Genomic DNA, 19,256 nt, shown 5'->3' with positions numbered 1-19,256 from the left:
TGTCGCGGGCGACGGCGACCTGCGCCCCCGCACCAGCGTTGCGGCCCTGACGGGCCACAGCGGTCGCATCGTCGCGGCCGGTGATGCTGCGTGCCTTCGACCATGAAGGGAGGACATCTCATGGCCTATGTCGATTTCTCGGGTGATCCCGAACGCGCCGTGGTGGCAGCGGCGAGCGCGCCGCAGCTTGCCGCACCTGCCCCCGCCCGGTTCAGCCCGCTCGAATGGTCGGTCGTCGCGCTCGCCCGGCGCGACCGGCTGTCGTCGCTGGCAAGCCCCGGTCGCCTTTCCACGGCGCTCGGCAAGGTGTTCGCGGTCGGCGGGCGCAACCCGCGGCTCGCCGATCCGCGGCTGGAGGCGCTGCGCCGCATCGCCGTGCTCAGCTGGCGTCGCGGCGTGACCGTGCCCGCGCGCGAGGTCGAAGCCTTCCTCCGCGCCGGTTTCTCGGCGGGCCATTATGAAACGATGCTGACCAGCATCGCCGCAGCGCAGGCGCACAGGGGGGCGCGGGCATGAACATGATTACCCGGATCACCGCGTCGTCGAACGCTCCGGCGGACACGGCGCCCCCCACCACGGCCCGCTGGCGACGGGTCGGCTGGATCGCCCTGCCCGTCGTCGCGCTCGGCAGCGCATGGGCGCTATTCCACGGCGACGGCCCTGCGGTCGCCGCGATGCCGATCCCGACCGTCGAGGTCGCGCAGCCGCTGGTCCGCACCGTGACCGAATGGGACGACTATGTCGGCCGGTTCGAGGCATCGAAGTCGGTCGAGGTGCGCCCGCGCGTGTCGGGCGCGATCACCGCCGTCCACTTCACCGACGGCGCGATCGTCCGCAAGGGCCAGCTCCTCTTCACCATCGACCCGCGCCCCTATGCCGCCAGCCTTGCCGAAGCGCGCGCCAGCGTGGCCGGTGCGGAAAGCGACCTTGCGCTGGCGCGGGCCAATCTCGATCGCGCCAACCGCCTCGCCGCCGAGGATGCGGTGTCGCGCAGCGACCTCGACCAACTCGGCGCGCGGGTGCGCGCGGCACAGGCGGCACTGGTCGCGGCGCAGGCGCGGGTCCGTGCCCGTGCGCTCGACGTCGAGTTCACGCAGGTCCGCGCGCCGATCGGCGGGCGCATCTCCGACCGGCGGATCGATCCGGGCAATCTGGTGAGCGCGGGCGACACCGGCGGCACGTTGCTGACCACGATCAACGCGCTCGACCCGATCTATTTCGCGTTCGATGCGTCCGAGGGGCTGTTCCTCAAGTCGAAGCGGGCGGGTGCGCAAGGGGCGGCGGTCGAGGTGCGGTTGCAGGACGAGGCACGCTATACCCGCACCGGTCGGCTGGACTTCACCGACAACGGACTCGATCCGCGCTCGGGCACGGTGCGGGGCCGCGCGGTGCTGGCCAACCCGGACCTGTTCCTGACGCCCGGCATGTTCGGCAACATGCGCCTCGCCAATGGCGGACAGGTGCGCGCATTGCTGGTGCCGGACGCCGCGATCCAGACCGACCAGACGCGCAAGACCGTGCTGACCGTGGCGCGCGACGGCACGGTGGCGGCCAGGGCGGTGACGCTCGGCCCGGTGGTCGACGGGCTGCGGATCATACGCAGCGGGGTGGCGCCGACCGACCGCGTCATCGTCAGCGGCACGCAGCTGGCGATGCCGGGGGCCAAGGTCGCGGTGCGCCCGACCACGATCGCCGCAACGCCCGCCGCCGCCGTGCCGCCGCCCGCCGCGACGATCGGCGAAGCGACCTTCGCCCGGTAACGGCGCCCGGTAACGGCGCCCGGTAACGGCGCCCGTCTGCGGGCGGGTGCCGATCCATCTTCCGAACTTCCTCTCGTCATCGCTCCCCTGGGGCGAGGAGGCCTTGCATGCGCCTGTCGCGCTTCTTCATCACCCGCCCGATCTTCGCGGCGGTCATCGCGGTCGTCATCACGATCGTCGGCGGCCTCGCCTATCTGGGCCTGCCCGTCTCGCAATATCCCGACATCGTGCCGCCGACCGTGACGGTCGCCGCGACCTATCCGGGTGCCGCCGCCGAGACGGTGGCGGAAACCGTCGCCGCACCGATCGAGCAGGAGATCAACGGCGTCGACGGCATGCTCTACCAGTCGTCGCAATCGACCGGCGACGGGCGGGTGACGATCACCGTGACCTTCAAGCCCGGCACCGATCTCGACGCGGCGCAGGTGCTGGTCCAGAACCGCGTCGCCATCGCGACCCCGCGCCTGCCGCAGGAGGTCCAGCGGCTGGGCATCGTCACCAAGAAGACGTCGCCCGACTTCCTGATGGTGGTGAACCTCGTCTCGCCCGACCGCTCGCTCGATACGCAATATCTGTCCAACTATGCGCTGACGCAGGTCAAGGACCGCCTCGCCCGGATCGAGGGGGTCGGCGACGTGCAGCTGTTCGGTGCGCGCGACTATGCGATGCGGGTGTGGATCGATCCGGGCCGCGCCGCCTCGCTGGGGCTGACGGCGGGGGATATCGTCGCGGCGCTGCGCGCGCAGAACGTGCAGGTCGCGGCGGGCACGCTCGGCCAGCCGCCCTATGCGCAGGGCAACGCCTTCCAGCTGAACGTCGAGACGCAGGGACGGCTGAGCGAGCCGCAGCAGTTCGCCGACATCGTCGTGCGCACCGATGCCGACGGCCGTCAGGTCCGCGTGCGCGACGTGGCGCGCGTGGAGCTGGGCGCCGCCGACTATTCGACCAACACCTATCTCTCGGGCGAGCCGACCGTGCTGCTGGGCGTGTTCCAGCGTCCCGGCTCCAACGCGCTCGCCGCCGCCAAGGCGATCACCGCCGAGTTGGACGCGGCGCAGAAGACCTTTCCCAAGGGCCTCGAATATCGCGTCATCTACAACCCGACCGAGTTCATCGCCCAGTCGATCGACGAGGTGATGAAGACGCTGGTCGAGGCGATCGTCCTCGTCGTGCTGGTCATCATCGTGTTCCTGCAACGCTGGCGCGCGGCGATCATCCCGGTGGTCGCGATCCCCGTGTCGCTGATCGGCACCTTCGCGGTGCTGCTGCTGGTCGGCTATTCGCTCAACAACCTGTCGCTGTTCGGGCTGGTGCTGGCGATCGGCATCGTCGTCGACGACGCGATCGTCGTGGTCGAGAATGTCGAGCGCAACCTCGCGCGCGGGCTGACGCCGCTGCAGGCCGCCTTCACCTCGATGGACGAGGTGGCGGGCGCGCTGGTCGCGATCGTCGCGGTGCTGTGCGCGGTGTTCATCCCGACGCTGTTCATGAACGGCATCTCGGGTGCCTTCTACCAGCAGTTCGCCGCGACCATCTCGACCGCGACGGTCATCTCGCTGCTCGTCTCGCTCACCCTGTCGCCCGCGCTCGCCGCGATCCTGCTGAAGGATCATGCCGAGGATCACGGCGACCGGGGGCTGGTGATGCGCCGCCTGCGCGCCGCCGGGGATGCGTTCAACCGCGGTTTCGATGCGATGAGCGCGCGCTATAGCCGGTTGACCCAGGCGCTCGTCACCCGGCCGAAACGGGTGATGGCGACCTATGCCGGTCTGATCGCCGCGACGGTCGCGATGCTGTGGACGACGCCGACCGGCTTCATCCCGCAGCAGGACCAGGGCTATTTCCTGACCGTGATCCAGCTGCCCTCCGGCGCGTCGGTCGAGCGGACCGATGCGGTGATGCGCAAGGTCGCCGGCCGCATCCTGCCGCTCGACGGGGTGAAGGGGGCGGTGATGCTCGCCGGGTTCGACGGCCCGTCGCAGACGCTCGCCCCCAATGCCGCCGCGGCCTATATCCCGCTGAAGGACTTCAAGGATCGCAAGGGCATCCATGTCAACGACGTGATGGCCGCGGCGCAGAAGGCCACCGCCGACATCACCGAGGCGCGGCTGATGATCGTGCCGCCGCCCGTCATCCAGGGCATCGGTGCTGCGGGCGGGTTCCGCATGATGGTACAGGACAAGGGCGGGCACGGCTATCAGGCGCTCGGCAAGGAAGCCTATGGCCTGATCGCCAAGGCCAATCAGGCACCGGGCCTCGCGGGCGCCTATACCTTCTTCGACACCGCCACCCCGCGCGTGTTCGCCGATATCGACCGGGCCAAGGCCGACCTGCTGGGCGTACCGCCCGAGCGCGTGTTCGAGGCGCTGAACGTCTATCTCGGTTCGGCCTTCGTCAACGACTTCAACCTGCTCGGCCGCACCTATCGCGTGACGGCGCAGGCCGACGCCCCGTTCCGCGCGACCGAGGCGGATATCGCCAATCTGAAGACGCGATCGAACGCGGGCGGCATGGTGCCGATCGGATCGGTCGCGACGTTCGAGGACAAGACCGGCCCGTACCGCGTCGTGCGCTACAACATGTTCCCCGCGGTCGAGGTGGACGGCAACACCGCCCCCGGCTTCTCGTCGGGCCAGTCGTTGGTGACGATGGAGAAGCTGGCAAGCGAGACGCTGCCCGCCGGATACAGCACCGAATGGACCGACATCGCGTTCCAGCAGCGGCTGGCGGGCAATACCGCCGCGATCGTCTTCGCGCTGGCCGTCGTGTTCGTCTTCCTCGTGCTGGCGGCGCAGTATGAAAGTCTCGTGCTGCCGCTGTCGATCATCCTGATCGTGCCGATGTGCCTGCTGGCAGCGATGATCGGGGTGAACCTGCGGGGCATGGACAACAATGTCCTGACCCAGATCGGCCTCGTCGTGCTGATCGCGCTCGCCGCCAAGAACGCGATCCTCGTCGTCGAGTTCGCGCGACAGGCGGAGGCGATCGACGGCCTGAGCCCGGTCGAGGCGGCGGTGCGGGCGGCGGGTGACCGGCTGCGCCCGATCCTGATGACCAGCTTCGCGTTCGTGCTGGGCGCGGTGCCGCTGCTGGTGGCGACCGGGGCGGGCGCGGAGCTGCGCCAGGCGCTGGGGACCGCGGTGTTCTTCGGCATGCTCGGCGTCACCGGCTTCGGCCTGATCTTCACCCCCACCTTCTACGTCGTCTGCCGGACCTTGAGCGACCGGTTGCGCCGCCGCCCCGCCGCCGCGCCGCGCCAGATCCAGCCCGCGGAATGAGGAACCCTGCCATGATCCGCACGATGTTTGCCGCCGCCTCGGCGCTCAGCCTCGCCGCCTGTGCCGTCGGCCTCGACTATCGCCCGCCCGCGACTCCGGCGAGCGCGGCAGGCCAGTTCCTGACCACGACGCCCGCCGTCAGCACGCTGCCGACCGCCGACGACCGCTGGTGGCAACTCTACGACGACCCGGTGCTGGACGGCCTGATCGCCGACGCGCTGTCGGCCAACACCGACATCCGCGTCGCGGTCGCGCGGCTGGCCCGCGCCCGCGCGTCGCTCCGCGAGGTACGCGGCGATCGCCAGCCGCAGGCGACGGCGGGGGCGAGCGCCACCTATGGCCGGTTGTCCGCGATCCAGCGTCCGCCGGGCGTGCAGCGCGAGGACTGGACGATCGATACCGGCCTCGACGTCGCCTATGAGGTCGATCTGTTCGGGCGGATCGGCCGCAATGTCGAGGCGGCGGCGGGCGATGTCGGCGCGGCGCAGGCCGATGTCGATGCGGTGCGCGTCGCGGTCGTCGCCGACACCACCCGCGCCTATGCCGATGCCGCCTCCGCCGCCGAGCGGCTGGCGGTCGCCGAGCGGATCGTGGCGCTGCTCGACCGGTCGCTGCGGGTGACGCAGGGGCGGGCCAGGGTCGGCCTGACCACCGGCCTCGATACCGCGCGGATCGCCGCCCTGCGCAACCAGCGACTTGCCGACGTCCCCGCGCTGGCGGCGGAGCGGCAGGCGGCATTGTTCCGGCTGGCGACGCTGACCGGACGGACGCCCGCCGAGCTGCCGGGCATCGCCGCCGCACGGACGGAGACGCTGCGCCTGACGCAGCCGATCCCGGTCGGGGATGGTGCCGCGCTGCTCGCCCGCCGTCCGGACGTGCGCGCCGCCGAACGACGGCTGGCGGCGGCGACCGCGCGCATCGGGGTCGCGACCGCCGATCTCTATCCCCGGATCAGCCTTGGCGGCTCGATCGGTTCGACCGGCACCGGGCTCGGCAATATCTTCGGCGCGGGGCCGCTCAACTGGCTGCTCGGGCCGCTGCTGCACTGGAACGTAAACCCGACGAAGGCGCGCGCACGGATCGCCGCGGCGGAGGCCGACAGCCAGGCCGCGCTGGCCGGGTTCGACGGCACCGTCCTGACCGCGATCGAGGAGACCGAGGTCGCATTGTCCGACTATGCCCGCACCCTAGATCGCCGCACCGCGCTTCAGGCCGCGCGCGATCAGGCGGCGCTCGCCGCGCGCATCACCCGTGCGCAGCAACGCGAGGGGCAGATCGACAGCCTCGCGCAACTCGACGCCGAACGGACGCTGGCCGACACCGAAGCGGCACTCGCGCTGGCCGATGCGCAGATCGCCCGCCGGCAGATCGACCTGTTCCGCGCGCTCGGCGGCGGCTGGCGGGTGCAGGCGACCGGCGCGGTGCCGGTGATCGGATAATATGATCGATTCGTCCCGAATAATCGATTGGACGGAACTCGTTGGGATGCGGCACCTTCTCAGGCCAAGCAAACACCGGTTGGAAGAGGACACCGAGATGGCCGATTACGAACAGCCCAGAAGCGGCGGTTGCCCGATGGGGGGCAACGGCGGCGGCGAGGTGAAGGCACGGTCGCTGCTGGGGCGGACGAACCGCGACTGGTGGCCCGATGCGCTGCCGGTCGACATGCTGCACCAGCACGGCGTCTCGCCCGATCCGATGGGTCAGGACTATGACTATGCCGAGGCTTTCCAGACGCTCGATTACGCTGCGCTGAAGGCCGACCTGCACGCGCTGATGACCGACAGCAAGCCGTGGTGGCCCGCCGACTATGGCCATTACGGCCCGTTCATGATCCGCATGGCGTGGCATGCCGCGGGCACCTATCGCGTGACCGACGGGCGCGGCGGATCGTCGTCGGGGCAGCAGCGGTTCGAGCCGCTCAATTCGTGGCCCGACAACGGCAACCTCGACAAGGCACGTCGCCTGTTGTGGCCGATCAAGCAGAAATACGGCAAGCACATCAGCTGGGCCGACCTGTTCATCCTCGCGGGCAATGTCGCGATCGAGAGCATGGGCGGGCCGGTGTTCGGCTTCGCGGGCGGGCGCAAGGACGTCTATGCGTCGGAAGGCGACACCTTCTGGGGTGCCGAGGAACTGTGGGTCGACGAGGGCGCGCAGACCCGCATCACCGAGGAACTGCCCGAGCTGGAAGGACCGCTCGCCGCGATCCAGATGGGCCTGATCTACGTCAATCCCGAAGGGCCGGGCGGCAACCCCGATCCGCTGCAATCCGCGCGCGACATGAAGGCGACGTTCCAGCGGATGGCGATGAATTCGGAGGAGACGGTGGCGCTGACCGCGGGCGGCCACGCCTTCGGCAAGGCGCATGGCGCCAAGCCCCCCACGGGCTTCAAGAACCCCGCAGCCGAAGCGATCCACCAGCAGGGGCTGGGCTGGCTGACCGACAGCGACGAGATCGGCAAGGGCCATATCACCACCTCCGGTATCGAGGGTGCGTGGTCGAACAACCCGACGAAATGGACCGGCGACTATCTGCGCCTGCTGTTCAAATACGAGTATGAACTGACGCAGAGCCCGGCGGGCGCCAAGCAGTGGACCCCGATCAACCCCGATCCCGAGGACATGGCCCCCGACGCGCGCGATCCCGACAAGCGCGTGCCGACGATGATGACCACCGCCGACATGGCGCTGAAGATGGACCCCGAGTTCCGCGAGATCGCGCTGCGCTTCCGCGACGATCAGGCGGCGCTCGACGATGCCTTCGCCCGCGCATGGTTCAAGCTGACCCATCGCGACATGGGGCCGAAGATCCGCTACCTCGGCCCGGAAGTGCCGCAGGAGACGCTGATCTGGCAGGACCCGGTACCCGAAGGCACCGCGCCGTCGGACGCCGCGGTCGCCGCGTTCAAGGACGCGGTGCTGGGAAGCGGGCTGACCGTGGCGCAGCTGGTCAAGACCGCCTGGGCCTCGGCATCGACCTATCGCCGGTCGGACCATCGCGGCGGCGCCAACGGCGCGCGCATCGCGCTCGCCCCGCAGAAGGACTGGGCGGTCAACGAGCCGGAACAGCTCCGGCAGGTGCTCGCCAAGCTGAACGAGTTGCGCGGCGACATGTCGCTCGCCGACGCGATCGTGCTGGCCGGATCGGCGGCGGTCGAGAAGGCGGCGCGCGATGCCGGGTTCGACGTGGAGGTTCCGTTCCTCGGCGGTCGCGGCGACGCGACGCAGGACTGGACCGATGTCGAGAGCTTCCACTGGATGGAGCCGCAGGCGGACGGCTTCCGCAACTACCTCAAGACCCGCAACCCGGTGAAGACCGAGGAGCTGCTGCTCGACCGTGCGTCGCTGCTGGGGCTGTCCGCGCCGGAGATGACCGTGCTGGTCGGCGGCTTGCGCGTGCTGGGCGCGAACCACGGCGATGCGCCCGAAGGCGTGCTGACCGATCGTCCGGGGCAGCTGACCAACGACTTCTTCGTCAACCTGCTCGACAACGATACCTTCTGGGATCTGGTCGATGCGTCGAGCGACGAGAAGTTCATCGGCTATGACCGCGGCGGCCGGACGGAGCGGTGGCGCGCGACCCGGACCGACCTGATCTTCGGCTCCAACTCGCAGCTGCGCGCGACCGCCGAGGTCTATGCCGAGAACGGGCACGAGGAAAAGTTCGTGCGCGACTTCGTGAAGGCATGGGTCAAGGTGATGAACGCCGACCGCTTCGACGTCACCGCCCGGCCGGTATCGGCCAACCAGGCGACCTGATCCCGCCCGCCGGGACAAAGGGGGCGCGGCGCGTCCGGACCACGGGTCCGGGCCGCCGCGCCCCTTTTCGTACCGCTCCCCTGCATCGGATAGCGCCGCACGCCGATCCGGTGGTAGCGTCTCCCCCAACAACGACGGCGACAGGCCGCGTACGGGAGACGATGCCTTGACCCATGACCGCTGCTGCACGGGCCATTCGCGCCGCGACATCCTCGCCACCGGTGCGCTTGCCGCGACGTGGGCGCTGGCGATGCCGCGCCCCGTACAGGCCGCCGACGCCCCGACACCGGCGGCGCGCCCGGTCGCCCGGTTGCAGGCGTTCGACATGGGCGACGTGACGCTGGGCGACGGCCCGTTCCTCGACGCGCAGCGCCGGACCGAAGCCTATCTGCTGACGCTCCAGCCCGACCGGATGCTGCACAATTTCCGCGTCAACGCCGGGCTGCCGCCCCGCGCGCCCGTCTATGGCGGCTGGGAATCCGAAGCGACGTGGGACGAGATCAACTGCCACGGCCATACGCTCGGCCATTATCTGTCCGCATGTGCGCTGGCCTGTCGCGCGACCGGCGACGCGCGCTACCGGCAGCGCATCGATCACATCGCCGCCGAACTCGCCGCATGCCAGGCGGCGGCGAACAGCGGCCTCGTCTGCGCATTTCCGAAGGGCGCGGCGCTGATCGCGGCGCATCTGCGCGGCGAACCGATCACCGGCGTGCCGTGGTACACGCTGCACAAACTCTATGCCGGGCTGCGCGACGCCACGCTGCTGGCCGACAGCAAGGCGGCGCGCGCGGTGCTGCTGCGGCTGGCGGACTGGGGCGTGGCCGCGTGCCGCCCGCTGTCGGACGATGCGTTCGAGGCGATGCTGGCGACCGAACACGGCGGCATGAACGAGGTCTACGCCGACCTCTATCTGATGACCGGCACCGACGATTACCGGACGCTGGCGCAGCGCTTCTCGCACAAGGCGGTGCTGCTGCCGCTGGCGCGCGCGCGCGATCACCTCGACGGGCTGCACGCCAATACGCAGGTGCCCAAGATCGTCGGCTTCCAGCGCGTGCATGAGGCGACCGGCGATCCGGCCTATCACGACGCGGCGGCGTTCTTCTGGCGGACGGTGGTGCAGACCCGCTCGTTCGCGACCGGCGGGCACGGCGATGCGGAGCATTTCTTCGCGATCGCCGACGTGCGCGACCACGTGTTTTCCGCCAAGGGATCGGAGACGTGCGGCCAGCACAATATGCTCAAGCTGACGCGGGCGCTGTTCCTGCACGATCCCCGCGCCGGCTATGCCGACTATTACGAGCGTACGCTCTACAACGGCATCCTCGCGTCGCAGGATCCCGACAGCGGCATGGCGACCTATTTCCAGGGGGCACGGCCCGGCTACATGAAGCTGTACCACACCCCCGAGGACAGCTTCTGGTGCTGCACCGGCACGGGCATGGAAAACCATGTCAAATACCGCGACTCGATCTATTTCCATGATGCGTCCGCGCTGTATGTGAACCTGTTCGTGCCCTCGAGCGTGCGCTGGCGGGCGAAGGACGCGGTAGTGACGCAGACGACCAGCTTCCCGGATGCACCGACGACGACGCTGCGCTGGCAGGCGAAGCGCGCGACCCCGGCGACGCTCAAGCTGCGCCATCCCGGATGGAGCCGCACCGCGACCGTCCTCGTCAACGGCGCGGAGGTCGTCCGCTCGACCACGCCGGGGCGGTATCTCGATCTCACGCGGGTGTGGCAGGACGGCGACCGGGTGGAGTTGCGCCTTGCCATGGCGGTCGCGGCGGAACCGCTGCCGGCAGCCGCCGATATCGTCGCCTTCACCTATGGCCCGCTGGTGCTGGCGGGGGCGTTCGGGCGCGAGGGGCTGGCCCCCGGCGCGGACATCGTCGTCAACGAACGGCTGTACGGGACGTACAACGACACGCCCTTCGCCGTTCCGCGCCTGTCCGGCGATCCGGCGGCGCTGGCGCAGCGCGTCCGACCGACGGGCAGGCCGCTCGAATTCACGATCCCCGCGGCGGACGGCGCGCCGATCCGCCTGATCCCGTACCACCGCATCGCGCACGAACGCTATGCGACCTACTGGGATCTGGCGCCCGCCTGACCGGGGAAGCGGCGCGGCGCTCGATGACCGGCGACGGGGCGAAGCGTTCGCCCCGTCGCCCGTTTCGCGCTATTGGATATTCCATGCCGTCCGCACCGGGCGGCGCGACCGGTTCCGGATCGGCACCTGTGTGCGCCGGGGCTATCGGGCGGGCGTGAGATTCATGACCGATATACTATTCGCAGGAAGGGGAAGAAGCGGATGCGTAGCATGTTGAGGATCGGCGCCGCCGCCGTGGCGATGGCCGTCGCCGGTACCGCATCAGCGCAGAGTAATGCGCCCCGCGTCGATCCGGTGCAGGTCGACCCCGGCCGCCCCGACTGGGAAAACCCCACGGTCAACGATGTCGGGCGGCTGCCCGCGCGCGCGACCGGCTTTCCCTTCGAGAGCCGGGCCAGGGCGCTGGCGGGGGACCGGGCGAAGTCCGACCGGTTCCTGTCGCTGAACGGCGAATGGAAGTTCGCCTTCTCGCCCAACACCACCGACGTGCCGGTCGGGTTCGAGCGCCCCGAATACGACGTGTCGGGGTGGAAGAGCATCAAGGTGCCCGCGATGTGGCAGGCCGAGGGCTATGACCAGGCGCGCTACAACAACATCACCTATCCCTTTCCCGCCAATCGCCCGCTGATCCCGCATGCGACCAACCCGGTCGGCTCCTATCGCCGCGACGTGACGCTGCCCGCGGGCTGGGCCGGGCAGGACGTCGTGCTGCACATCGGCGCGGCAGGCGCGGCCTATTACGTCTGGGTCAACGGACAGAAGGTCGGCTATGCCGAGGACTCCAAGCTGCCGAGCGAGTTCGACGTCACCCGGTTCGTGCGAGCAGGGCGCAACACGGTGGCGATCCAGGTCATCCGCTGGTCCGACGGCAGCTATCTGGAGGATCAGGACTTCTGGCGCGTGTCGGGGATCGAGCGCGACGTCTATCTGATGGCCGCGCCGAAGACGCGGGTGCGCGACGTCTTCGTCCATGCCGGGCTGGACGCCGCCTACCGCGACGGCAAGCTGGCGCTCGAACTGGCGGTGACGCCGGGGGCGGCGACGACCGCGCGCTATGTGCTGAGCGACGGGGCGCAAACCGTCGCCGAAGGCCGCGCGACCGTGCCCGGCGGTGCCGCGGAACGGGTGGTGACGCTGACCGGATCGGTGCCGGGCGTGCGACCGTGGACCGCCGAGACGCCCGATCTCTACACGCTGGTCGTCGAGCTGACCGACGCGCGCGGCACCGTGCTGCAATCGACCGCCAGCCGCATCGGCTTCCGCACGGTCGAAATGAAGAACGGCCTCGTATCGGTGAACGGCAGGCCGATCACGATCCGCGGCGTCAACCGCCACGAACATGATCCGGAGACCTTCCACGTCGTCAGCCGCGCGTCGATGGAGAACGACATCCGGTTGATGAAGCGCAACAACATCAACGCGGTCCGCACCTCGCACTATCCCAACGACCCGTATCTCTACGAACTCGCCGACCGCTATGGCCTGTACGTCATGGACGAGGCGAATATCGAGAGCCACGCCTATATGGACTATGCCAACAAGCATCCGGACGATCGCGCCCGGTTGCAGATCGGCTTCGATCCGGCATGGCGCGAGGCGCATGTCAGCCGCGTGACCAACATGGTCGAACGCGACAAGAACCACCCCTCGATCCTCTTCTGGTCGCTGGGCAACGAGGCGGGCATCGGCCCCAATTTCGAGGCCGCCGCCGCCGCCGCCCGGGCGCGCGATCCGGGCCGGCTCATCAGCTATCTCGGCTGGGGCACATGGGGCGGCATCCACGACCACCGGCCCAACTGGTATGCCGACATCTATGCGCCGATGTACGATCCGGCGGTGAAGCTGGCGGACTATGCCAAGAACTGGAATTTCCGGCAGCCGGTGATCCAGTGCGAATATGCGCATATGATGGGCCAGTCGGGCGGCAACCTGCAGGAATATTGGGACACCATCTACGCCTGGCCGAACAAGCTGCAAGGCGGCTTCGCATGGGACTGGGTGGATCAGTCGATGTACCGCTATACGAAGGACGGACGCCGCTACTGGGGCGACGGCGGCGAGTACGGCCCGAATCCGGGCGGCGATATCGAGTTCGGCGACGGGCTGTTGCAATCCGACCGGACGCCCAACCCGCAACTCTATGAGCTGCGCAAGGTCTATGCGCCGGTGCAGTTCGACGGGTTCGATCCCGCGACCGGGCGGGTGACGGTGCGCAACCGGCACGACTTCCGCGACCTGTCGGGCTTCGCGCTCGACTGGGAAGTGACCGAGAACGGCGTGACCGTGGCTGCCGGTGCGCTGCCGCCGCTGACCACGGCGGCGCGGCAGGCGGAGACGATCACCCTGCCGCTCTCCACCGTCGCGCGCCGGGCGGACGCGGAATATTTCGTGACGATCAACGTGCGGTCGCGGGACGGCGCGGTGCCGCTCGTGCCCGGCGGCACGCTGGTCGGCTTCGAGCAGTTGGCGCTGGCCGGAACGCCTGCGCCGCTCGCCGCCCCGGCGGGCGTCGCGACGCTGCGCCAGCGCGGCGACGCTTTCGTCCTGACCGCCGGGACGGCGACGCTGGAGATCGACCGCACGACCGGGCTGGTCCGCCGCTATGCGAGCGGGGGCCGCGACCTCGCGACCGGCGGTGCGCCGCATTTCTGGCGCGCGGTGACCGACAACGATCTCGGCATCGGCACCGACAGGCAGCTCGCGATGTGGAAGGCGATGAGCGACGCGCGCACCGTCACCGCGATCCGCGCCGACAGCGCCACCGGCACGGTCACGGTCAGCCATGCGCTGGGCGACGGCGCGGCGCGGTTCGACACGCGCTATGCGATGGCCTCCGACGGATCGGTCGCGATCGACGCCACGCTGACCCCGCTGAAGGCCGACCTGCCGCCGCCGTTCCGCGTCGGGCTGGCCTTCGCGCTGCCGACCGACATCACCGAGGTCGAATGGTATGGTCGCGGGCCGCATGAAAGCTATGTCGATCGCAAGGGATCGGCCCCGATCGCCCTGTGGCGCGGGCACATCGCCGATCAGAACCACGACTTCATCCGCCCGCAGGAAACCGGCAACAAGGTCGACGTGCGCTGGATGGAGCTCTCCGGCGCGGGCCGCGGCCTGCGCGTGCAGGGCGCGGCGCCGCTGATGATGAACGCGCTGGCCTTCCCCTATGCCGATCTCGATCGCCATGCGCCGGGCACGTGGAAATCGACCGATATCGTGCCGCACGGGCAGGTGACGCTGCTGGTCGATGCCGCGCAATGGGGCGTCGGCGGCGACACCCAGTGGAGCGAATTCGGCAAGCCGCTGCCGCAATATCGCACCGGGACCGGCCCCACCCGCGTCGCCTTCCGCCTGACACCGTTCGCGGGTGCGGGCACCACCCCGGACAAGGCGCGTCCCGCCAGCGCGACGGGGGAGGAATGATGCGCCGCCGCCGGATCATGCGCGACGGCGGGCGGTGGCAGATCCTCGCCACGATCGATCCGTGCGGCGACGACCGGCCGGGGCTGCGGACGTCGGACGATGGCCGCGACCGGCGCGTCTCCACGCCCGACCGGCCGGACGGGAACGACGCCGCGTCACGCCCGTGGCGACCGCGCAGGCCAGCGAACGGTCGGCCCGCTCGACGGCCGCTCCGGCCTCAGGTGCCGGTGACGCCCGACCCGTCGTGCGGCAGCGGGGTTTCGATCGACGGATCCTCGATCCCGTCCGCCACAGCGGCCTGCAGTTTCGCGATCTCCATATCGACGACCCCGTTGCCCGTCGGCTGGATCGGCAGGTCGGCAGGCGAGTCGATGTCGGGATCGGGTCGAACGGGGTCGGTCATGGCGCTCTCCTTCATGGGCATCCTCAACGCACCAGTCGGGAAACGGGGGCAACGGGTTCGCGACCGGCATCACCATGCGCCCGCCGGGACCGGTCATGCCGCCCCGCGCAGGCCGTAGAACTCGCTCGCGCTTCCGGCGAACAGCCGCGCCCGCGCCGCCCCGTCCAGCCCGGCCAGCCGGTCCGCCACCGCCAGCCATTGGCCGTAGCCGTCCCCCGACAGGGTGAGCACCGGCCAGTCGCTGCCCCACATCAGCCGTTCGCCGAACGTCGCGACCAGATGATCGACATAGGGCGCGAGCGCATCCGCATCCTCGCCGGGCGGTTGCTCGGTGCGCAGGCCCGACAGCTTGCACCACAGGCCGCGCGCGGCGAGCGCGGCGATTTCGGCGCGCCACGGGTCCAGCCCGCCGTGCGCCGTGCCGGGCTTGGCCGCATGGTCGATCACCACCGGCAGCTCGGGCCAGCGGTCGGCGAAGCGGGCGAGCATCGGCAGGTGGCGCGGCTGGACCAGCGCATCGAGGCGCAGGCCATGCTCGATCAGCGCGGCGATGGCGGGGGCAAGATCGTCGCGCAGCAGCCAGTCGGTATCGGCGATCCCCTGCAACATCGGGCGCACCCCGCGCAGCTTCGGGTCATTCGCGAGGGCGGCGATCCGCCCCGGGGCGGCGGCATCGGCCAGATCGACCCAGCCCACGACCCCCAGCACCAGCGCCTCGCGCGCCGCCAGCGCCAGCAGCCAGTCGGTCCCGGCATCGTTCGGCTGCGCCTGAACCAGCACCACGCCCGCCGGCGGTGCCTCGCCCGCCGCAACGGCCAGATCGTCGATGCCGAAATCGCGGTGCAGCGCGGGCAGTTCGGCGGTCGGCCACGCATGGCCCGGCGCCGCGGGCGACCAGCAATGCATATGGGCGTCGATGATCGTCATGGTCAGCGCGCCGCCCGGTTCGGCGGAGCGGCATGGACGTCGCGCGGGGATCATTCGCCGGGGCGATAGCGGCGCTCGACATGGCCGCGCAGTTCATCGGCGTGGAAATAGACCGGACGCAGCCGACCGGCGGCATAGCGGTCGATCTGGTCCGCGAAATGCGGCGAGGCGGGATCGCCGCTCTGCCCGCCCGCCATCACCGCGCTGGCCCTGACGCGCTTGCCGAATTCGACCACCGCGACGAAGCTGTTGCCGCTGGTGCCGTAATAGCGCTTCGTGCCCGGCCACGCCCTTGCGCCGAAGGAGGCGAGGCTGCCCCATTGCGCCGAGGTGAAGGGGACCGGCGTCGAGGTGCGCGCATCGTCGAACTGCGGGCGGATCGCGCCGTCGAGCCGCTGGAAGCGGTTGATCTCCCGCCACGGGGTACGCCACGTGCCGAAATCGCGCGTCAGACGGGCGACCGCCGCGTCCAGCGCCGCGAGCTTCGCTGCGGCATCGACCCGGGCGGCGATATAGTCGGGCACGTTCATCCGCTCGGCTTGCGCGAAACTGCCGACCTCGCGCCAGAGCTGGTCGCCCCAGAACACCGCGAGGCTGGTCGCAACCGAGTCATACCCCCAGCGATGGTCCCAGCGCGCCAGCGTCGCGACCGGTTCGGCCAGCGCCTGCCGCCGCGGATCGGCGATCGGCAGGGCACGCCACGCCGCGACCAGGCCGGGCAGCAGCCGCGCGAAGGCGGGCAGATAGGGATCATAGGCCGCATCGCGCAGCCGCTCCGCCGTCCAGCCGCGCTTGCCCGTCAGCAGCAGGTCGGCATGCTCGCCGCGCGCATTCGCGCCGACCTGATCCATGTAGCGCGGATAGTCCGCCGCGCGCGGGCTGTCCGGCCCCGCCGCGCTCCACGGCCAGTCGTTGGTGTTGTGCACCCAGCCGACGCGCGGATTGGCGACGCTGGGCAGCGTGGACAGGGCATGCAGCCCGCGCCAGTCGGTCGCGGGATCGCTGCCGTCGACGGGCCGGGTATAGTCGAAGCGGTCGTCGCGCACCGGCATGAACTGCGGCATCAGGAACGCGATCTCGCCCTTGTCGTCGGCGAACAGCGTGTCGTTCGACGAATTTGCCTTGCGCTCGGCCACCTTCAGATAGGCTGCGAGGTCGGTCGCCTTCGTGCGCAGCCAGCTTTGCTCCAGCGCCGGGATCGGCCGCCACATCAGCGCGGTCGCGATCCAGCGCCCGTCCCTTGCCGCGACGATCGGGCCGTGATGCGTCCGCCACGTGACGAAGCGCCGCTCGGCCATGCTCCCGTCGCCCTGCCGCACGCGGATCGTCACTTCGCGCCGCGTGACCGGGCGCAGTTCCCGTCCATAGCGATAGGTCCAGCCCTCGCCGCTGCGCGACACCTTCTCGGCGAACTGGTCGATGTTATCGACGGTCGAGGTGGTGTGCATCCATCCGGCATGGGCGTTGAACCCCTGATAGACGAAGAACTGGCCCCAGGTGCTGGCGCCATAGGCGTTCAACCCCGCGTCGCTCGACACCTGCGCCTCGGAACGGAAGTAGAAGCTGGTGTGGGGGTTGATGAGCAGCAGCGCATGCCCGTCGCGGGTCAGTTTCGGCGCGATGGCGATGCCGTTCGATCCCGAAGGCTCGCGCGGGACCACGCCGCGTTCCTCCGGCGTCGGCGGGGTCGGCCGGCCGTAGAAGGTCTGGAGGTCGGACAGCGAGATGCGCTCGATATCGCCGCCGATGCTGCCCTCGGTGAAGCTCAGTGCCATCCACGGCTCGAACCGGGTGAGCACGCGCGGCTTCGTCTCCGGGTGCGTTGCCAGATAGAAGTTCAGCCCGTCGGCCCATGCGTCCATCAGCGCGCGCAGCCAAGCCGGACCGGCGGCATATTGCGCGCGCAGTTCGTCCGGATCGACGAACAGCCGCTGGCGCAGATCGGCCCAGATCGCCGCCTCTCCCTCGGCCTCCGCCGTGCGCCCGAGCGCGGTGAGGTAGTTCGCCTCGACCCGCGCGAAATCGTCCTCGGCCTGCGCATAGGACATGCCGAACACCGCGTCGGCATCGCTCAGCCCGTGGATGTGCGGAATGCCCCAGTCGTCACGGGTGATCGTGACCCGCGCCGCCTGCGCCCGCCAGCGCGCGTCGTCGCCGGGCGGCGCGGCGGCGGCGGTGGCGAACAGCATCGCGAGGGTGAGCGGATTGCGCGCACGGCGCAGAAGCCTATCCATGACGCCAGTCTAGAACGGGGAAACGCCAATGGCCAAGCGCTGGTGGACGATCGCGGCGATGCTCCTGCTCGGCGGCGCACAGGCACCGCCGACGCCCGAGGCCGCGCCCCTGCTGCTCCGGCCGTCGGGCGTGTTCGACGGGGTGGACGGCAAGGTGCATGCGGGCTGGCAGGTGCTGGTGCGCGGCGACCGGATCGTCGCGGTCGGGCCGGACCTCGCCGTGCCCGCCGACGCCCGTGTCGTCGAGCTGGCGGGGACCACGCTGATGCCGGGAATGATCGAGGGGCACGGCCACCTGTTCCTCCATCCCTATGACGAGGCGAGCTGGGACGATCAGGTGCTGCACGAGCCGCTGGCGCTGCGCACCGCGCGGGCGGTGGCGCAGGCGGGCGCGACGCTGCGTAGCGGTTTCACCACCCTGCGCGACCTCGGGACCGAGGGGGCGGGCTATGCCGATGTCGGCCTGAAGCAGGCGATCGACCGGGGGATCGTCGCGGGGCCGCGGCTGCACGTCGCGACGCGGGCGATCGTGGCGCTGGGCGCCTATGGCCCCAAGGGCTTCGAGCCCGGCGTCGACATTCCGCAGGGGGCGGAAGAGGTGTCCGGCACCGAACAGATGGTCGCGGCGGTACGGCGGCAGATCGCGGCGGGGGCCGACTGGATCAAGCTCTATGCCGATTACCGCTGGCGCGCGGGCGAGGAAGCGCGAGCGACGCTCAGCCTCGCGGAGATACAGGCGGCGGTGGCGGCGGCGCATGACGCCGGGCGTCCGGTCGCGCTCCATGCCTCCACCGCCGAGGGGATGCGCCGGGCGATCGCGGCGGGGGTCGACACGATCGAGCACGGCTATGGCGGCACGCCCGCGATCTTCGCGGCGATGGCTGGCAGGGGCATCGCCTATTGCGCCACGCTGGCGGCGGCGGATGCCAGTGCGCGCTATCGCGGGTGGAACGGAGCGGAACCCGCGCCGCCCGGCGTGCGGACCAGCCGCGACAGCTTCCGGATGGCGCGCGCGGCGGGCGTGCCGATCTGCATGGGCGGCGACGTGGGTGTCTATGCCCATGGGACGAACGCGCGCGAGATGGAGCTGATGGCGGCGGCGGGGATGCCACCCGCACAGGTGCTGCTGGCCGCGACCTCGGGCAATGCGCGGTGGATGGGGCTGGGCGACCGGCTGGGCGCGGTGAAGCCCGGCATGCTCGCCGATCTGGTCGCGGTGCGGGGCGATCCGACCGCCGACCTTGCCGCCGTCCGCGCGGTGCGGCTGGTGGTGCGCAACGGCGTGGTCGTGACGCCATAGGGGGACAAACTTGCCACGTCGGGCGTTATGTAGGATCATCGCGACGCAGGCATGGG

At 70.3% G+C, this 19,256-nt stretch carries 11 protein-coding genes; 8 read left to right on the top strand and 3 right to left on the bottom strand.

Annotation, left to right across the window (positions count from 1 at the left end; all coding sequences use genetic code 11):
* The first annotated feature begins 120 nt into the window (after window positions 1-120).
* The 7 genes from ABLE43_RS01460 (at window position 121) to ABLE43_RS01430 (ending at window position 14,336) form a co-directional block, all read left to right on the top strand.
* The gene (locus ABLE43_RS01460) at window positions 121-516 is read left to right on the top strand and encodes a hypothetical protein (RefSeq protein WP_348976684.1); all 396 of its coding nucleotides are present in this window, start codon (window positions 121-123) and stop codon (window positions 514-516) included.
* Window positions 513-1,760 carry an efflux RND transporter periplasmic adaptor subunit gene (locus tag ABLE43_RS01455; protein WP_348976683.1) on the top strand — a complete coding sequence of 416 codons (1,248 nt, stop codon included), beginning with the start codon at window positions 513-515 and terminating at the stop codon, window positions 1,758-1,760. The genes ABLE43_RS01460 and ABLE43_RS01455 overlap by 4 nt, the downstream gene beginning before the upstream one ends.
* A gap of 107 nt (window positions 1,761-1,867) precedes the next feature.
* On the top strand, window positions 1,868-5,038 hold the full coding sequence (locus tag ABLE43_RS01450) for an efflux RND transporter permease subunit (protein ID WP_348976682.1): 3,171 nt from the start codon (window positions 1,868-1,870) through the stop codon (window positions 5,036-5,038).
* 11 nt (window positions 5,039-5,049) lie between these two features.
* On the top strand, window positions 5,050-6,477 hold the full coding sequence (locus ABLE43_RS01445) for an efflux transporter outer membrane subunit (RefSeq protein ID WP_348976681.1): 1,428 nt from the start codon (window positions 5,050-5,052) through the stop codon (window positions 6,475-6,477).
* Window positions 6,478-6,574: 97 nt separating this feature from the next.
* Entirely contained in the window at window positions 6,575-8,800 is a 2,226-nt protein-coding gene (katG, locus tag ABLE43_RS01440) for a catalase/peroxidase HPI (protein ID WP_348976808.1), read from the top strand.
* Between the two features lie 250 nt (window positions 8,801-9,050).
* A complete protein-coding gene (locus ABLE43_RS01435) occupies window positions 9,051-10,913 on the top strand; it encodes a beta-L-arabinofuranosidase domain-containing protein (protein ID WP_348976807.1) in 1,863 nt (620 codons plus the stop codon).
* A gap of 201 nt (window positions 10,914-11,114) precedes the next feature.
* Window positions 11,115-14,336 carry a glycoside hydrolase family 2 TIM barrel-domain containing protein gene (locus ABLE43_RS01430; RefSeq protein ID WP_348976680.1) on the top strand — a complete coding sequence of 1,074 codons (3,222 nt, stop codon included), beginning with the start codon at window positions 11,115-11,117 and terminating at the stop codon, window positions 14,334-14,336.
* Window positions 14,337-14,553: 217 nt separating this feature from the next.
* Here the strand turns inward: ABLE43_RS01430 and ABLE43_RS01425 are convergent, their stop codons facing one another.
* The 3 genes from ABLE43_RS01425 to ABLE43_RS01415 all read right to left on the bottom strand — a co-directional run bounded on the left by ABLE43_RS01425 (window position 14,554) and on the right by ABLE43_RS01415 (window position 17,900).
* Window positions 14,554-14,739, bottom strand: coding sequence for a hypothetical protein (locus ABLE43_RS01425; protein WP_348976679.1), 186 nt, complete (start codon window positions 14,737-14,739; stop codon window positions 14,554-14,556).
* A 93-nt stretch (window positions 14,740-14,832) separates the two neighbouring features.
* Window positions 14,833-15,666 (bottom strand): amidohydrolase family protein, encoded by an 834-nt coding sequence (locus tag ABLE43_RS01420; protein WP_348976678.1) that lies wholly within the window; start codon window positions 15,664-15,666, stop codon window positions 14,833-14,835.
* Window positions 15,667-15,716: 50 nt separating this feature from the next.
* Window positions 15,717-17,900, bottom strand: coding sequence for a penicillin acylase family protein (locus ABLE43_RS01415; RefSeq protein ID WP_348976677.1), 2,184 nt, complete (start codon window positions 17,898-17,900; stop codon window positions 15,717-15,719).
* A gap of 28 nt (window positions 17,901-17,928) precedes the next feature.
* Between ABLE43_RS01415 and ABLE43_RS01410 the strand changes: the two genes are divergently transcribed.
* Window positions 17,929-19,200: a metal-dependent hydrolase family protein gene (locus ABLE43_RS01410; protein WP_348976676.1), complete on the top strand. Its 1,272-nt coding sequence runs from the start codon at window positions 17,929-17,931 to the stop codon at window positions 19,198-19,200.
* Window positions 19,201-19,256 lie beyond the last annotated feature (56 nt).

Source organism: Sphingomonas silueang, assembly GCF_040049155.1.
GTDB lineage: Bacteria > Pseudomonadota > Alphaproteobacteria > Sphingomonadales > Sphingomonadaceae > Sphingomonas > Sphingomonas silueang.
The sequence above is the reverse complement of the archived record's forward strand: the minus strand, read 5'-3'. Positions and strand labels throughout refer to the sequence as shown.

Bases quoted from the DNA above. Each gene is read 5' to 3' on its own strand.
- ABLE43_RS01460 (WP_348976684.1), top strand. From the start codon at position 121: ATGGCCTATGTCGATTTCTCGGGTGATCCCGAACGCGCCGTGGTGGCA.
- ABLE43_RS01455 (WP_348976683.1), top strand. From the start codon at position 513: ATGAACATGATTACCCGGATCACCGCGTCGTCGAACGCTCCGGCGGAC.
- ABLE43_RS01450 (WP_348976682.1), top strand. From the start codon at position 1,868: ATGCGCCTGTCGCGCTTCTTCATCACCCGCCCGATCTTCGCGGCGGTC.
- ABLE43_RS01445 (WP_348976681.1), top strand. From the start codon at position 5,050: ATGATCCGCACGATGTTTGCCGCCGCCTCGGCGCTCAGCCTCGCCGCC.
- katG (WP_348976808.1), top strand. From the start codon at position 6,575: ATGGCCGATTACGAACAGCCCAGAAGCGGCGGTTGCCCGATGGGGGGC.
- ABLE43_RS01435 (WP_348976807.1), top strand. From the start codon at position 9,051: ATGCCGCGCCCCGTACAGGCCGCCGACGCCCCGACACCGGCGGCGCGC.
- ABLE43_RS01430 (WP_348976680.1), top strand. From the start codon at position 11,115: ATGCGTAGCATGTTGAGGATCGGCGCCGCCGCCGTGGCGATGGCCGTC.
- ABLE43_RS01425 (WP_348976679.1), bottom strand. From the start codon at position 14,739: ATGACCGACCCCGTTCGACCCGATCCCGACATCGACTCGCCTGCCGAC.
- ABLE43_RS01420 (WP_348976678.1), bottom strand. From the start codon at position 15,666: ATGACGATCATCGACGCCCATATGCATTGCTGGTCGCCCGCGGCGCCG.
- ABLE43_RS01415 (WP_348976677.1), bottom strand. From the start codon at position 17,900: ATGGATAGGCTTCTGCGCCGTGCGCGCAATCCGCTCACCCTCGCGATG.
- ABLE43_RS01410 (WP_348976676.1), top strand. From the start codon at position 17,929: ATGGCCAAGCGCTGGTGGACGATCGCGGCGATGCTCCTGCTCGGCGGC.